The following is a 14,877-nucleotide window of genomic DNA, read 5'->3' as shown; positions in this document are numbered from 1 at the left end:
CAGGAAGAAAGCAACAGCGCTGAGCAAAAATCTGTTCTGTTCAGTGCTGTGTAGGTCTTTCAGAGCGGCATCTCCCAGTGCAGCTCGACATGGGTATGGCCTTCTGGGGTGCGGGTGCGATGCCAGGATCCCTTGGGTAGATAGCGGGCGATGGTGTTCATGGCCTTGCTGCCGTAGCCGCCGCTGAGGCCGGGAGCGTACTCGATGCCGTCATTGACCACAGAAAGGCAGCAGTGGCGATTCGTTTGGGCCAGCGACACTCTGACAAAGGAAGCATTGCCTTTGGGGGGTTGCACGTGGGCGATGACATTGCCGATGGCCTCTCGCAAGAAGCGCAAGATGTCTTCTCGCTGATCAAACCACTCGCCGGTGTTGGGCTCCTGCAGAGGTTGCAGTTGGCGCTCCACAGACAGCGTCAGGCTGCCCGCTTGGATCAGCTCGTCCAGATAGATCTCGATGCCGCGATGCAACCCCTCTCGCAAGCTGGGGGAGATGCGCAGCTTGGCGGCTAGGGTGCGCACATCGTTGAGCTGATTCCGGATCCCGCGTCCGATCCTCTCCAGTTGCTCGAGCAGGTGGTCGTAGACGGTGGGATCGGGAGCTTTTCCCTGGTGCTGCTGCCATTGCAAGCTCTCCAAGTTGTCCATCACCACCTTCAGCTCCTGCAGCTCGCGATCGTGAATGTCGGTGGCTACTCGGTAGAGCAGCTTGCGAGCCTGGTCAATGGCGGCCTCCTGTTCGGCTCGGCGCAGGCGCTCCAATTCCTGCTGTTGGGCCAAGAGCCGTTCTTGATTCTCCACAATGACCAAAGTGAGCAGCAGGCTCACCCCCGTTAGCCCACTGACCAGGGCCGGCAAGACGAGAGGCCAAACCCAACGCCCCAGTAGAAACTGGGCCACAGCCCACCCTTCGTAAACGGCAAGCCCTACCATGGGTCGCAGGAGAAACTGCTGTTGCTTCCAGCCCCAAGGGCTCAAAAGTGCTCCGCACCGCTGACGCGAACGTAGGGGGGGACGATAAAGCACCAAGAGCAGTCCCGTTCCCACTCCCAGCAGCAAAACCACCGCAGCCGCCACCCCCTCTGGCACAGATTGGTAGACCTCTCCGGTGAGCAGGCTGGAGAGGATTTGCGCCTGCAACTCCACCGCCGCAATCTGGGATCCATCCGCAGTCCGCACTGGGAAGGTTTCGGGGTAGCCGCCCACAAAACCCACCAGGACAATTTTGTCCCGCAATTGGTCGGCAACTTCGGGATCGAGGGGAGGGATCCCTTCTTGGCCGCGGCAGGCTTGGCTGGGGTTGATCATCGGGGCAACAGACCCGGATCCTGCCTGGAGAACAGCTGGAGGGCAAACCCGTTCGATGGGGATGATGGGGATCCCGTGCTGGGAGCCGAGGGGGTTGAATTGAATCGGCTGCAAACCCCGTTCTCGAAACCAGCGGCTGGCCCGCTCCGGGTCGTATTTGGCAAAAGCCAGAGCCTCGACCGAGGCGAACATCTGCTCCTCTTGGCTGTCGCGGCGCAGGTAGAGCCCCCGCAACTGGGCCTGGCGCAGGATCCCGGCCCTATCCACCCGATATTGCACCACCCCCTGCACATGTTCTGGCGGCACCAAGTACTCCAGCCGCAGAGAAGAGAAGGGCAGAAAATGGTTGTAGATGTTAATCTCGGAGCGGCCAAAGCTCTCGCTGCTGCGGGTGGCCAGGACCAAGCGATCTGGGTAGCGCTGTACCACCTGACGTAGAGGGGCATCTAAGTTCTCGTTGCCCAGGTTTTGCGGCACCACAAAGCTGCTGGGCAGGTTCAGCACCACCACCCTGGCCTTGGCTTCTTCCAATAGACGCAAGGTCAGGCCGGCGTAGTTGGCCCGTTCCAGAAGAAAGTCAACCTTTTGGCCAAGGTGCTCTGCACCACTGGTGCGGCCATTGCTTTCCCCCTGTCCGCTGTTCCCGTTAGCGGGAACGTGCTCCGCACCGCTGTCGCGATCGAGTCCTATACGACCATCAATGCCGACGATCACCACCTCGGGAGAAGGCTGCTGAGGGCCACGCCAAGCGTACAGCCACTCCTGGGCGTCGCTCTCCATCCGCACCAACAAAGGATGCTGAGCAGAAAGGTTGAGCAGAGCAGCCCAACCCAAGCCCCAAGCCAACGCCCAGCCCAGCCGCCGCCGGGAGGGGGATGGTCGAGCCGGAGAAGTAGGGCTTTGGCCAGCGAGCAAGTGGGGGATAGAATCCGGCATACTGCAAAGTGCTCCGCAACCCCGACGCGAACGGCACTGCAGACGCGGAGCTAGTTGCCATTCTGGCAGCTGCCGAGGCCCCCGTTGCTGGGGGAAAACCGCAGCCTCAGTGGTGATGGTTGCGCACCCGCGCTGCTTCCTCAGGGCTAATGCCGAGGCGAGTGAGGTTGATGCGGCCTTTGTGATCGATGCTGCGCACCTTGACCACCACCTCATCCTCCACAGCCACCTCATCTTCCACCCTGCCGACGCGGTACTCCGCCAGTTGCGAAATGTGGATCATGCCTTCTTTGCCGGGCAAAAACTCCACAAAAGCGCCGATGGGGATGATGCGGGTCACCTTGCCCAAATACACCTGCCCCTCTTCCACCCGCCGCACTAGATTTTCGATCATCTCCCGAGCGGCTTCGGCTTGCCCCCCCACCGAGGAAGACACGGTGATCGTGCCATCGTCGCTGATGTCCACCTTGGCCCCCGTCGCTTCGGTGATGCCGCGCACCGTCTTGCCGCCAGGGCCGATAATCTTGCCGATATCCTCGGGATCCACCTTGAACGTGAGCAGACGGGGAGCTGTTTTGGCCAACTGGGGTCGAGGGGCGGCAATGGTCTCCAGCATCTTGTCGAGGATGAACTCGCGCCCGGCCTTGGCTTGCCGAATGGCCTGCTCCACCACGTCAACGGTGATGCCGGTGATTTTCATGTCCATTTGCAAAGCAGTGATCCCCGCCCGCGTACCGGCCACCTTGAAGTCCATGTCCCCCAGAAAGTCCTCGATCCCCTGGATGTCGGTGAGGATGCGCACCTCATCCCCCTCCTTAATAAGGCCCATGGCCACCCCGCTGACCGGCGCTTTGATCGGCACCCCGGCATCCATCAGAGAAAGGGTAGAGCCACAGACGGATCCCATCGAGGTGGAACCATTGGAGGAGAGCACTTCCGACACCACCCTCACCACGTAGGGAAACTCCTCTTCCTTGGGCAGCACCGGCACCAAGGCCCGCTCCGCCAGCGCCCCATGACCGATCTCCCGCCGTCCCGGCGAGCGTGAAGGCCGCGTTTCTCCCACCGAAAAGCCCGGAAAATTGTAGTGGTGCATGTAGCGCTTCTCATCCACCGGGTGCAAGTCGTCCAGCTCCTGGGCATCGCCGGGGGTGCCGAGGGTAGTGATGGAAAGGACTTGGGTGAGGCCGCGATTGAACAAGGCACTGCCGTGAACCCTTGGGATCAAACCCACCCGGCAAGAGACCGGTCGCACCTCGTCCAGCTTGCGTCCATCCACCCGCACCCCCTCTTGCAGGATTTGCTGGCGCATCAGCTTCTTGAGCAGAGCCTTGAACTGGTTGTCCAACTCTTTGGGGTTTTCCAGAAGATAGAGCCGCAAGGGATCCCCCTCTGGCCGTTCCTGGATTTGGGCCTCCAGCTTGGCCTTGAGCTCCTCCAGTTGCTGTTCCCGGCTGGTCTTGTCCAAAAACTGCCTGAGAATGGAGCGAATGCCCTCCTGAGCCTGCTCTTCTACAAAGGCAATCAGCTCCTCGTTTTTGGGGGGAGGGGGCAGCTCTACCGGGGTGATGTTGAGATCCGCCAGGACTTGCTGTTGGGCTTTGAGCAGCTCCTGGATGGCCTCAAAACCAAACTCGATGGCCTCCACCACATCCTTTTCCGGCAGTTGGTTGGCCCCGGCTTCCACCATGATCACGCCATCGGCACAGCCGGCCACCACCAGATCCAGATCGCCCACCTCAATTTCGGCATAGGTGGGGTTGAGGATAAATTCATCCTTGACCAAGCCCACCCGCACCGCCGCCACCGGGCCGTTGAAGGGGATGCGAGCACCGTGAATGGCCAACGAGGCTCCCAAAATACACAACACATCGGGCGGCACCGTATCATCTACAGAGAGGGTGGTGGCCACCACCTGCACATCATCCCGCAGCCATTCCGGGAACAACGGACGAATGGGTCGGTCTATTAAGCGAGAGATCAAAGTGGCCCGTTCCGGTGGCCGGCCTTCTCGCCGCAGATATCCCCCTGGGATCCGCCCCGCTGCGTAGAGGCGCTCTTCGTAATCCACCAACAGGGGCATAAAATCAACGCCAGGCCGGCCTGGCTGCCGTGTGGCGGTAACCAAAATCGAGGTTTCGCCCGAAGTCAGCCAAACCCCGCACCCCGCCTGGGGGGCCATCAGCCCAATATTGATGTCAATTTCCCGCCCATAAAAGGAAATCGACCGAGTGTATTCTGCCATGTAACGCTTCGCCTTCTTTTTTTCTTGCCGCTATCGTAGCATTCTCCTTTTGCTCCTTTTCAGCCCCCGCTGACCGGAGGGATCAGAACGACTTCGTCTCCCGCCGATAGGGGAGTGTCGGCAGCTACAAAATTGAGGTTGAGACCGAAACGGGTTTGGGAGCGCCAAGGAGCCAAGCTGGGGTAGCGCTGGATCAGTTGATCGCACAGCTGCCCGACGGTGGTACCAGGGCTCACCTGCAGGCACATTTCAGTTTGTCCGATTACTTCTTGATAGATGGCAAAGAGCTTCAGCGTGATGGGAAAAAGCTCATCGGAGGGCAAATTTTGGGCAGCAGCCATCGGTAGCGCTCCCACCTGCTTTGGACGGTCTTGTAAACCATCTTGGGCAAGCTTGGGCCTGGCCGTCCACCAGAATCCTCTGCCCATCTCCTACTCATCAGGGATCCCTACAGCCACAGAAAAATCGGCTCCGGGGAAAAGATGCCGTCTTTCAGATTCCAGTGAACTGTTCTTTTAGCTCTGGCCGGGGATCCGGGGCAAGGCTAGGGTAGGTCAAAAGCTTGCTTTGCAGTTTGCAGCCAAACGGTTTCTGTGCTGATGCTAGAGCCACTGACCCCCTCCCAAATCAGGGCCTACTTGGATCGGATTGGCTACGTTGGCCCCACCCAGCCCACCCTGCAAACCCTCCGCCAGATCCACCGAGCCCACCTGCTGTGGGTGCCGTTTGAAAATCTGGACATTCATCGGGGTCGCGCCATTTGCCTGGAGCGGGATTTCTTGTTCCAAAAAATCGTCCGAGAGCGGCGGGGCGGCTTTTGCTTTGAGCTGAACAGCCTGCTGGCCGCTGCCTTGCAGGGAATGGGGTTTTCGGTACACCTACTCTCAGGACAGGTGAGCCGCGCCGTTCGCGCTACTCCGACGGAGTCCGATGTCCGCTTTGGACCTGAGTGCGACCACTTGGCTGTGCAGGTGAACATCGGCGATGAAGCCTGGCTGGCAGATGTGGGGTATGGGGAGGCCTTTCGCGAGCCGTTGCGGCTGGGGGATCCTGGGGTTCAGGCCCAGGCTGAAGGACGCTACCGCCTCACCCCTTGGCCAGGGGATCCCACCGCTCGTCGGTATTGGCTCGTTCAGCAGGAACAGCCGGATCACACCTGGAAAACTCTGTTTCTTCTGGATCGGATCCCACGCTCCCTGCAGGAGTTCGAGCCCATGTGCCACTTTCACCAAACTTCGCCAGAATCGATGTTTACCCGGCTGCGCCTTTGCACCCTGGCCACTCCGACCGGACGGGTCACCCTCACCGCCCGCGCCAATGGCTCTTTTAAGTGGATCGAGACCACCCCAGAAGGCCGCTGGGAACGCCCTCTCAGGGATGAGAAAGAGTATAAACAACTGCTCGCCTGCGCCTTCGGGATCTGCCTTCCCCCATCTCCTGCCGCCGCTGGGGATCCCAGGGGAAAGGTTGCAAGACCCAAGCCCAATGACGTCTCAACAGAGCCCACCCAAATCTTCCCCAAACAAGGCTAGAACCCCTGCCAGTTAATGTCCCAGTTAATGTCAGAATAATGAGGTAGTGTTTCGTTATCCCAGTAACCGTTATGGATGCTGCCGCGGTCGCCGGGTTTGATGGCCAAGCTTTGGATCATGTACTCATTTTCGACACCACCCTGCGAGACGGGGAGCAGTGCCCCGGCGCCACCCTCAACACCGAAGAAAAGCTGGCCATTGCCCGGCAGTTGGCCCGGCTGGGCGTCGATATCATCGAAGCGGGGTTTGCCTATGCCAGCCCCGGTGACTTCGAGGCTGTGCAGAAAGTGGCCGAGCAGGTGGGAACGCCCGATGGCCCCGTGATTTGCAGCCTGGCCCGCGCCCTCAAGCCGGACATTGAGGCAGCCGCTGCAGCCCTAAAGCCCGCTGCCAAGCCCCGCATCCACACCTTCATCTCCACCTCCGACATTCACCTGAAGTATCAGTTGCGCAAAACCCGCGCTGAGGTGCTGCAAATTGCCGAAGAGATGGTGGCCTACGCCAAGTCCTTCGTGGACGATGTGGAGTTCTCCATGATGGACGCCACCCGCTCTGACCCAGAGTTCCTATACCAGGTCATCGAGGCGGCCATTCGGGCGGGTGCCAAAACCATCAACATCCCCGATACCGTCGGCTACGTCATGCCGGAGGAGTTCGGCCAACTGATCAAGGGCATCCGCGAGAACGTGCCCAACATCAAGCAAGCGATCCTCTCTGTGCACGGCCACGACGATCTGGGCGTCTCGGTGGCCAACTTCTTGGAAGCGATTAAGCAGGGCGCCCGTCAGGTGGAAGTGACGGTCAACGGCATTGGTGAGCGGGCCGGCAACACAGCCCTGGAAGAGTTGGTGATGGCCCTGCATGTGCGGCGCAGCTACTTCAACCCCTACTTCGGCCTGCCGGTGGACTCCGAGAAGCCCCTCACCCACATCAAAACTCAGGAGATCTATCGCACCTCGCGCCTCGTCTCCAACCTCACTGGCATGTTGGTGCAGCCCAACAAGGCTATCGTCGGCTCCAACGCCTTTGCCCACGAATCTGGCATCCACCAGGACGGCATGTTGAAGAACCGCCAGACCTATGAGATCATGGATGCCCAGACCATCGGCCTGCAATCGAGCACCTTGGTGTTGGGCAAGCACTCGGGCCGCAACGCCTTTCGCACCCGCCTCAAAGAACTGGGGTTCGAGCTGTCGGAGCAGGATCTGAACAAGGCCTTCTTGCGCTTCAAAGAGCTGGCTGACAAGAAAAAAGAAATCTCCGACCTGGATCTGGAAGCGATTGTTAACGACGAAACTCGCCCGGTGCCCGAACTCTACCGCCTGGAGCATGTCCAAGTGGTGTGTGGCAATCGAGAGGCTCCCACTGCCACGGTGCGCCTGGTAACCCCGGAAGGAGAAGAGCGGGTGGACGCTGCCGTGGGCACAGGCCCGGTGGATGCGGTGTACAAGGCCATCAACCGCATCGTCAATATCCCCAACAAGCTGATCGAGTTTTCTGTCCAATCGGTTACTGCCGGCATCGACGCCATTGGGGAAGTCACCATCCGCCTGCGCCACGAAGACCGCATCTTTTCCGGCCATGCCGCCAACACCGACATCATCGTCGCTTCGGCCCAAGCCTACATGAATGCCCTCAACAAGCTCTACTCTGCGCTGCATGCGGCACGCTCGACGGCTGACCAGCGCGAGGCTGCTGCCCAGAAGATCTGAGGGAAGGGTTAGGGAATCCCAGTCGTTTCCAACAAAGCTGGGATCCTTCGCTGCTGACCCTCACCCCCAGCCCCTCTCCTCTTGGGGAAGAAGGGAGCCCACGCTCAACCTAACCCTGTTGCAAATGACCCTATGGGCTGGCCGAAGGGATCCCATCCGCAAACACCCGCCCGATCACTTCCTCGATGGGCGGGTCGGTTACCGTTAGATCCAGCACATCCAGCTCTGCCAAGAGCTTGGCCACCGTTTGGGTGAGCTGCTCCCGCTGCACCCACAGCCGCGCCTCACAGCTGCCCGGATCCCCGTCCGTGCGCACCTCTCCATAGAGCTGCAGTTGGGCAACAGGGCAAGGGCGAGCCAATTTCAACCTCACCTCTCGGTAGGGGGCAAAGCGCTCCAGCAATGCCTCGAGGTCGCCATCGTACATGAGCTGCCCCGCGTTGATGACCAGCACCCGTTGGCACAGCGCAGTAATATCGGCCATGTAATGGCTGGTCAACAGCACCGTTGCTCCATAGCGGCGGTTGTAATCCCGCAGAAATTGCCGCACGCCGGCCTGGGCGTTGACATCCAACCCCAAGGTGGGCTCGTCCAAAAACAAGATCTGCGGGCGGTGCAACAGAGCCGCCAACAGCTCCGCCTTCATCCGCTCCCCCAAGGAAAGCTTGCGCACTGGTTGCTTCAGCTTGCTTTCTAGGTCGAGCAGCTCCGCCAGCTCCCCCACCCGCTCCCGAAACTCCTTCTCAGGGATCTCGTAAACGGCAGCGTTGATGCGCAAAGAGTCCATTGCCGGCAGATCCCAAATGAGCTGCTGCTTCTGCCCCATCACCAGGGTGATCTGCCGCAAAAACGCCGGCTCCCGGCGGTAAGGCACATGACCCACCACTTGCACCGTGCCGCCGGACGGATAGATCAAACCAGTCAACATCTTGAGGGTAGTGGTCTTGCCCGCCCCGTTGGGCCCCAAAAATCCCACCATCTCCCCCGGCTGAACTTGAAAGCTCACGGACTGCACCGCCGGGATGTGGCGATAGGTGCGGCGAAAAAAGTGGCGCAGGGTGCCAACCACTCCGGGATCCTTGACGGCCACCGGGTAAACCTTGCTCAGGTTGTGGGCAGCGATGATTGGCTCCAACCGGGTCGGCACATCAGGCAACATCTACCCCCACCCCTACAAAACGGCCAGATCCGCTACCCCAACCCCAAGAACAGAGCTTCCAGAGCTGGGCATACCGGATCTGCAGAGGGCTATTTCTCAGTATCCGAGGGAAAGCAACGAACGAATAGGGGAACTACAGCAGTCCTACGTCCATCCCAGGCTTACCCGTGGCCAGCTCCACCTTCAGGATGCGGCCACCCGATTTCTGGATGCGCTGCTGTTCCCGAAACCAGTTCTCATAGGGCACCAGCTTGGTGAAGTAGGTATTTTGCAGCTCCCGCTGGGTGCGAATTCGGGTTTGGCTGGGCACACAGGCCGTGATCTTGAACATGCGCATGATATGGGATCCCCGCTCAACAACAAAATGGGCTATCTTGACCAGCAAAACAGGCGACTCACCCCAGAAAGCTCGCGTACTTCAGCTAGCACACCAGATCCCTGTGGCAAATCGCCCGCCGTGCTCGTTGAAGAATGCACCTCCCCTGAGGCAATGACGCCGGGAGTTAGCTCAGGCCAGAGCAGATGTAATCGAAGTACACCCCCATTTCCTTGCCGGCCTCAGCACCCACCAGAGCGGCAGTTACCTCTTTCATGGCTTGGATGGCCTGGATGGTTGCCCCAATGGGCACTCCCAGGGAATTGTAGGTCTCCTTGAGCCCGTTCAGCACCCGCTCGTCCAGAATGGAGGGATCCCCGGCCAGCATGGCGTAGGTGGCGTAGCGCAGGTAGTAGTCCATGTCGCGGATGCAGGCAGCATAGCGACGGGTGGTGTACATGTTGCCGCCAGGACGGGTGAGATCAGAGTACAGCAACGCCTTGGCAGCAGCATCCTTGACGATGGTGGAGGCATTGGCCGCGATGGTGGCAGCCGCCCGCACCCGCAGCTCGCCTGTGGCGAAGAAGGCTTTCAACTTCTCCATGGCCGAGCTGTCCAGATACTTGCCTTGAACATCGTAGCTGTTGATTACAGCAGTAATTGCGTCTTGCATGATGAGCTTCCTAAATCCAAATCGACGAACAGCAAAGGGTTGTGCGGCAAAAACAATGAGGGATTAGCTCATTGCCCCCACCACAAAGTCGAAGTAGTAGCCGGCTTCAGCCGCATCGTCAGGAGAGAGCAGACCCATGGCCACCTGCTTCATTTGACGAATGCTCTCGGCCACCGCCGGAATGGGTGTGCCCAGGGAGTTGTACATCTCGCGAACACCCACCAGGCCGATCTCTTCGATTGGGGTGACATCGCCGGCAATGACACCATAGGTGATCAGGCGCAGGTAGTAGTCCATATCCCGCAGGCAAGTCGCCGTCATCTCTTCCCCGTAGGCATTGCCCCCCGGAGAGACAATGTCAGGGCGCTTCTGGAAGAGCTGGTCGGCAGCTTGTTTGACGATGCGCTCACGAGACTCGGTTAAGACTTGAGCAATGCGCAACCGCTTCTCACCCGAGGCAACAAAGGACTTGATCCGATCCAGTTCCCCCGGGCTGAGGTAGCGGGCCTCCGCGTCCGCGTTCACAATCGATTTCGTAACAACACTCATGGATATCCATCCTCAAGTCGATTTTTTAAAGAGTATGACGAGCATACCCGCAAGTTATTTTCCGATATGCTTGCCGTCTGCCATCTCAGATCTTCACACTTCTTAAAATCTCTCCCAGAAAAGGGACAGTCCCATTCCCGCCCCGACAGGGCAGTTCCCTCCCCAAAGTCCGGCAAGAGAGGGGCTACAATCTCACTTAGACTCACTTAGAATGAAGGCTGAGTCGCCAGGGGATCCCTGCAGGCTTGGTTTAAGACATGCGTTGAGGTTGCGATGACGGATGCCTCTGGGTCAGAACGATTGAAGCGAGCGAAAGGTATTTCTGAGGGTACGCCCTCATCTCTGCCGGATCACCTCATCCGGGCCACGGCGGCAGAAGGCAAAATCCGAGTGGTGGGCTTGGTGGCCACCCAGGCGGTACAAGAGGCAAGGGAGCGGCACAAGCTCTCCTATGTGGCGACAGTGGCCTTGGGGCGGGCCATGAGCGCAGCCCTGTTGCTGGCGGCCAACTTGAAGCGACGCCAGGCGCGGATTAACCTGCAACTGAAAGGGAATGGCCCCTTGGGCAACATCTGGGTGGATGCCGGCTTGGATGGCACGGTACGCGGGTATGTGAGCAACCCCGCCATTGAGCTTCCTCTCACTGCCGAGAGCAAGTTGGATGTGGGCCAAGCCGTTGGGCGCTATGGCTACCTCCATGTGCTGCGGGATCTGGGGTATGGCCAGCCTTACACCAGCGCGGTGGAGCTGGTTTCGGGAGAGGTGGGAGACGACATCACCTACTACCTCTCCTCCTCAGAGCAGATTCCCTCGGCAGTCCTTCTGGGAGTAAATCTCGACTCACAGCGGGTACGCGCCGCCGGCGGAGTGTTGTTGCAGCTGATGCCAGGGGCGCCGGCCAGTCTGATCCCAGAGATGGAGGCCCGTTTGGCCAAAGTGGAAGAATTTAGCCCGATGTTGGCTGGTGGCGGCGGCTTGCGGGAGCTGTTGCAAATCTGCCTGGGCGACTTGGATCTGAAAATTGCGCCGGAAATGCGCACCATCCGCTTCTACTGCAAGTGCAATTCCGACCGAGTGAAGGGGGCCCTGCGCATGCTGGGGCGGGACGAGTTGCTCGATATGATCCACACCGACAAGGGGGCAGAAGCGGTTTGCCAATTCTGCAACGAGGTCTACCGCATCTCGGAAGACGAGCTGCGCTCGATTGTGGCGGAGATGTCGGCCACCCCCTGATGGCACAATGATGGCCAACTACGGGATCCCGATTCTGACACCTCTCGATGTTGTCTGAGCCCCCGGTTGAGTTGGTTGAATTATCGGTTGTTGTCCCCTGCAAAAATGAGGCGGACAACCTGGAACACCTGTTCGAACGCCTGCAACTTACCTTGGAGCCGCTGGGGATCCCCTACGAGATTATCTGCGTCAACGATGGCAGCCAAGACAACACGCTGGAAAAGCTCATTGCCTTCCATCGTCGGGATCCCCGTATCAAAGTGGTGAACCTTTCCCGTTGCTATGGCAAGGAGATCGCCCTTACTGCCGGCCTCGATCACGCCTCTGGTCGAGCTGTTGTTCCCATCGATGCCGACTTGCAAGATCCGCCGGAGCTGATCCCGGAGATGCTGCAGCAGTGGCGGCAGGGCTATCAGGTGGTTTATGCGGTGCGCCGCAGCCGCCGCGGGGAGAGCTGGCTAAAACGCTTTACAGCCAACGGCTTCTATTGGTTGATTGATCAACTCAGCCAGGTGCGGATCCCGCGCAATACGGGGGATTTTCGACTGCTGGATCGGCAGGTGGTGGAGGCAGTTAAACAGCTGCGAGAGCGCACCCGCTTTATGAAAGGGATCTTTGCCTGGGTGGGCTACCGGCAAACGGCCATTTTTTACGATCGCGCCCCCCGCTTTCGCGGCAAAACCCAGTGGAACTACTGGCGGCTGTGGAACCTAGCCATAGAAGGCATCACCTCTTTTAGCTCTTGGCCGTTGCGGGTGTGGAGCTACATAGGGTTGGCGATCTCGGTTCCAGCCTTTTTGTATGGCCTTTTTCTCATCATCCGCACCTTGCTCTTTGGCTCCGATGTACCTGGCTATGCCTCTTTAGCGGTGATGATCTTGTTTTTGGGCGGGATCCAGCTGATCAGCTTGGGCGTGATTGGCGAGTATTTAGGCCGCGTTTTTGAAGAAGTGAAAGGCCGCCCCCTCTACCTGGTCGATGGCACCTTTGGGTTTGAGACCCCACGACCTTCCCCTGCCCTAGATTCAGTACCTACGCAAAAGCTAGGATGAAAAGTCATCTTTCAGAGTTTTGGATCCCGAGGCAACATAACTTTGGTACTCGCGTATAAAGATATCTTTCATCTCTTCTGGAGATAGCTGGATCCCTTGGATTTTGGCGCGGGCGATGGCCTTCATCAGCTCGATATAGGCCAGGCCCAGAGAGAGAGTGAGGGTGGCTGCCGTAGTGGATTGGATAGCGCTGCCTACAATCCCCGAGCCGGGAATCATCTTCAGCAAGTTGGACACAATCGTTCGCCCGATTGCTGTTGTAATTGTAGTGCCTGCCAAAGCGGCTATCAAAGAGTAGTAAAAAGAAGGGGAAGCCTCGAAGCCAAAAATAAAGCTGATATTGGCAATCATGCCTGCTTGGGCTGTAACCAACAGAGGGGCATCTGCAAAGGGAAGGGGCACTGCCCCGATAAACGCTGCACTGGCCACATAGCCTGATACGTACTTAAAGGCAGCCTCGGCTTTGAGATCCACCCGCAGCAATTGCTGGCGGATAAAGGCAAGGCGAGCCACTTCCGGCAAAAGCTCTAGCGTGCAGCCAATTAGGTGCTCCAGCCCGTGGGCAGGAATGGTAATTTGCCGGTTAATCGCCTTGTTGCGGGCCAAAACGGGAACAATGTAGCGGACAGGCAAATTTTGATGCTGCAAATACCGGAAAAACTCGCTTTCTTCAGGATTGGGATATTCCAAGCATTGGGTTAAGACCAAGATGACGGGAACGTCTTTGAGTTCCAACTCCTTTAGCCATTTGCGTTCAACTTCCTCCAACCGCTTCAGTTCGTGGTGGAGGCAGTACCAAACAACATGGATGTGATGTTCAGGATCCTTAAAGCGCAGCTCCTCGATAAGCTGGGAAACCTCCAGGCGAACTTGCTGATTCTGTTCACCGTCTAGTTCCATGCCAGGTGTATCGTAGATGGTGATTGGGCAACCTGGCTTGGAATACTGACGAATGTGGCGGGTGACGGGGCTGCCAACACCGGTACGGGACAGCTCATCTCTAAACACTGCATTGACCAAGGTGCTCTTGCCCACCCCGTTTTTGCCAATGACCAGGATGTTGCAGTGGCCCAACTCTGTCTGCGCCTCTAGGAGGTCCTTCTGTAGTATCTGAGACACCGAATTCCAGAAAGACTTAAAGGCTTCTGGCTTCTCGAGAGATTCAGAAGCTTCTGGGATGCCTCGGGCACGGTCAACAATTTGGCGGGTTAGGTCAGTCAGTTTCTCTAAGAAGGATGGGCTTTTCTGAGACATGCTTCTTGCTTCTTCCCCTAAGGCCGATAGCCCCACAAAGGTAGTTCAGGGCGGATCCTACTGCCAAGTTTCTTCCGATACCGGAGACTGACCTAGCCAAGAGCCAATCTGTCTGCGCCCTGATCCCACTCCAAAGGGATCCGCAACAACGGGTTTATTGAGAGTTATTCACAAGAGCCATTTTCTGCACTATGCTAGATTTGGAGGCAAACACCCAGGGATCCCAGGCCCGTTGTGGCGGGCGCTCTAGGATTCACAGCTCCTTTTAACTTGTGCTGGAGAGTTTTATGTCCGAAACTTCAACCCTGCGCCAGTCTTTCAACAGCGTGCGCGACAATCCTGTCTTGCTTGGCACTGAGATAACCCAGCCGGTTTGCGAGGGGATGAACGCCCTGCTGGCCAGCTTCCAGGGGCTGTACTTGCAGTACCAGAAGCATCACTTCGTGGTAGAAGGCACTGAGTTCTATCCGCTGCACCAACTCTTCAAAGATCACTACGAGCAGGCGAGGGAGCATGTCCACGACCTGGGAGAACGCCTAGAAGGGCTGGGAGGTGTGCCGGTAGCCAGCTTTGCCACCTTGGCCCAGCTTTGCTGCTTTACCCCTGAGCCAGATGGAGCTTTTGAGGCACGGCAAATGTTAATGAACGACCTGGCGGCAGAGCAGGCCATCATCGATCTGCTGCGGCGGCAGGCAGCCCAGGCGGAGAGCCTTGGGGATCGGGCCACCCGCTACCTCTACGAGCAAATCCTGTTGAAGACAGAGGATCGCGCCTTCCATCTCCATCACTTCCTGGCCAACGACAGCCTGGTGTTCGGCTTGATGAACGGCAGAGCCTAGCCAGAAGGTCCACAGGTGGGCTTGAGCCTGCCTGGTTTCCGACCTCTGGCTTTTTTTTGAAAAGCTATTG

Annotated in this window: 13 protein-coding genes; 5 read left to right on the top strand and 8 right to left on the bottom strand. The window is 58.4% G+C overall.

Translation table 11 applies throughout. The features are described from left to right. Positions 1-59: 59 nt before the first annotated feature. From ACVWXZ_RS07115 to ACVWXZ_RS07105, 3 genes are all read right to left on the bottom strand, one after another. Positions 60-2,243 (bottom strand): CHASE2 domain-containing protein, encoded by a 2,184-nt coding sequence (locus ACVWXZ_RS07115; protein WP_457482331.1) that lies wholly within the window; start codon positions 2,241-2,243, stop codon positions 60-62. A 106-nt stretch (positions 2,244-2,349) separates the two neighbouring features. Then, a complete protein-coding gene (locus ACVWXZ_RS07110) occupies positions 2,350-4,488 on the bottom strand; it encodes a polyribonucleotide nucleotidyltransferase (RefSeq protein WP_457473827.1) in 2,139 nt (712 codons plus the stop codon). Between the two features lie 59 nt (positions 4,489-4,547). Beyond that, complete coding sequence (locus ACVWXZ_RS07105) at positions 4,548-4,829, bottom strand: MoaD/ThiS family protein (RefSeq protein WP_457482330.1); 282 nt, start codon at positions 4,827-4,829, stop codon at positions 4,548-4,550. Between the two features lie 258 nt (positions 4,830-5,087). On the opposite strand from ACVWXZ_RS07105, the gene ACVWXZ_RS07100 reads away from it, so the two are divergent. Both ACVWXZ_RS07100 and ACVWXZ_RS07095 read left to right on the top strand, forming a co-directional pair. Continuing rightward, positions 5,088-6,020 carry an arylamine N-acetyltransferase family protein gene (locus tag ACVWXZ_RS07100; RefSeq protein WP_457403152.1) on the top strand — a complete coding sequence of 311 codons (933 nt, stop codon included), beginning with the start codon at positions 5,088-5,090 and terminating at the stop codon, positions 6,018-6,020. A gap of 71 nt (positions 6,021-6,091) precedes the next feature. Beyond that, on the top strand, positions 6,092-7,732 hold the full coding sequence (locus ACVWXZ_RS07095; RefSeq protein WP_457387587.1) for a 2-isopropylmalate synthase: 1,641 nt from the start codon (positions 6,092-6,094) through the stop codon (positions 7,730-7,732). Positions 7,733-7,862: 130 nt separating this feature from the next. Here ACVWXZ_RS07095 and ACVWXZ_RS07090 read toward each other — a convergent pair whose 3' ends face one another. From ACVWXZ_RS07090 to ACVWXZ_RS07075, 4 genes are all read right to left on the bottom strand, one after another. After that, positions 7,863-8,891: an ABC transporter ATP-binding protein gene (locus tag ACVWXZ_RS07090; protein ID WP_011433056.1), complete on the bottom strand. Its 1,029-nt coding sequence runs from the start codon at positions 8,889-8,891 to the stop codon at positions 7,863-7,865. 133 nt (positions 8,892-9,024) lie between these two features. Continuing rightward, entirely contained in the window at positions 9,025-9,228 is a 204-nt protein-coding gene (locus ACVWXZ_RS07085; protein ID WP_011433055.1) for a phycobilisome linker polypeptide, read from the bottom strand. 166 nt (positions 9,229-9,394) lie between these two features. After that, on the bottom strand, positions 9,395-9,880 hold the full coding sequence (gene apcB, locus ACVWXZ_RS07080; RefSeq protein ID WP_011433054.1) for an allophycocyanin subunit beta: 486 nt from the start codon (positions 9,878-9,880) through the stop codon (positions 9,395-9,397). 63 nt (positions 9,881-9,943) lie between these two features. Next, complete coding sequence (locus ACVWXZ_RS07075) at positions 9,944-10,429, bottom strand: globin family protein (RefSeq protein ID WP_414331342.1); 486 nt, start codon at positions 10,427-10,429, stop codon at positions 9,944-9,946. 342 nt (positions 10,430-10,771) lie between these two features. Here ACVWXZ_RS07075 and hslO point away from each other — a divergent pair, with 342 nt between their 5' ends. Then, positions 10,772-11,662 (top strand): Hsp33 family molecular chaperone HslO, encoded by an 891-nt coding sequence (gene hslO, locus ACVWXZ_RS07070; protein WP_414328989.1) that lies wholly within the window; start codon positions 10,772-10,774, stop codon positions 11,660-11,662. Between the two features lie 47 nt (positions 11,663-11,709). Beyond that, on the top strand, positions 11,710-12,714 hold the full coding sequence (locus ACVWXZ_RS07065; protein ID WP_414349686.1) for a glycosyltransferase family 2 protein: 1,005 nt from the start codon (positions 11,710-11,712) through the stop codon (positions 12,712-12,714). Here ACVWXZ_RS07065 and ACVWXZ_RS07060 read toward each other — a convergent pair. Continuing rightward, positions 12,706-13,968, bottom strand: coding sequence for a YcjF family protein (locus ACVWXZ_RS07060; RefSeq protein ID WP_457482329.1), 1,263 nt, complete (start codon positions 13,966-13,968; stop codon positions 12,706-12,708). The two genes, ACVWXZ_RS07065 and ACVWXZ_RS07060, sit on opposite strands and share 9 nt — an antisense overlap. A gap of 287 nt (positions 13,969-14,255) precedes the next feature. Here ACVWXZ_RS07060 and dpsA point away from each other — a divergent pair, with 287 nt between their 5' ends. Beyond that, the gene (gene dpsA / locus ACVWXZ_RS07055) at positions 14,256-14,807 is read left to right on the top strand and encodes a DNA starvation/stress protection protein DpsA (protein ID WP_457403151.1); all 552 of its coding nucleotides are present in this window, start codon (positions 14,256-14,258) and stop codon (positions 14,805-14,807) included. The last annotated feature ends 70 nt before the right edge of the window (positions 14,808-14,877 follow it).

The organism is Thermostichus sp. MS-CIW-38 (assembly GCF_054058415.1).
The sequence above is the reverse complement of the archived record's forward strand: the minus strand, read 5'-3'. Positions and strand labels throughout refer to the sequence as shown.

Excerpts from the sequence above, each read along its gene's own strand:
- ACVWXZ_RS07065 (WP_414349686.1), top strand. The coding sequence starts at position 11,710 with ATGTTGTCTGAGCCCCCGGTTGAGTTGGTTGAATTATCGGTTGTTGTC.
- ACVWXZ_RS07075 (WP_414331342.1), bottom strand. The coding sequence starts at position 10,429 with ATGAGTGTTGTTACGAAATCGATTGTGAACGCGGACGCGGAGGCCCGC.
- ACVWXZ_RS07110 (WP_457473827.1), bottom strand. The coding sequence starts at position 4,488 with ATGGCAGAATACACTCGGTCGATTTCCTTTTATGGGCGGGAAATTGAC.
- ACVWXZ_RS07085 (WP_011433055.1), bottom strand. The coding sequence starts at position 9,228 with ATGCGCATGTTCAAGATCACGGCCTGTGTGCCCAGCCAAACCCGAATT.
- apcB (WP_011433054.1), bottom strand. The coding sequence starts at position 9,880 with ATGCAAGACGCAATTACTGCTGTAATCAACAGCTACGATGTTCAAGGC.
- ACVWXZ_RS07100 (WP_457403152.1), top strand. The coding sequence starts at position 5,088 with ATGCTAGAGCCACTGACCCCCTCCCAAATCAGGGCCTACTTGGATCGG.
- ACVWXZ_RS07060 (WP_457482329.1), bottom strand. The coding sequence starts at position 13,968 with ATGTCTCAGAAAAGCCCATCCTTCTTAGAGAAACTGACTGACCTAACC.
- ACVWXZ_RS07090 (WP_011433056.1), bottom strand. The coding sequence starts at position 8,891 with ATGTTGCCTGATGTGCCGACCCGGTTGGAGCCAATCATCGCTGCCCAC.
- dpsA (WP_457403151.1), top strand. The coding sequence starts at position 14,256 with ATGTCCGAAACTTCAACCCTGCGCCAGTCTTTCAACAGCGTGCGCGAC.
- ACVWXZ_RS07115 (WP_457482331.1), bottom strand. The coding sequence starts at position 2,243 with ATGCCGGATTCTATCCCCCACTTGCTCGCTGGCCAAAGCCCTACTTCT.
- ACVWXZ_RS07105 (WP_457482330.1), bottom strand. The coding sequence starts at position 4,829 with ATGGCTGCTGCCCAAAATTTGCCCTCCGATGAGCTTTTTCCCATCACG.
- ACVWXZ_RS07095 (WP_457387587.1), top strand. The coding sequence starts at position 6,092 with ATGGATGCTGCCGCGGTCGCCGGGTTTGATGGCCAAGCTTTGGATCAT.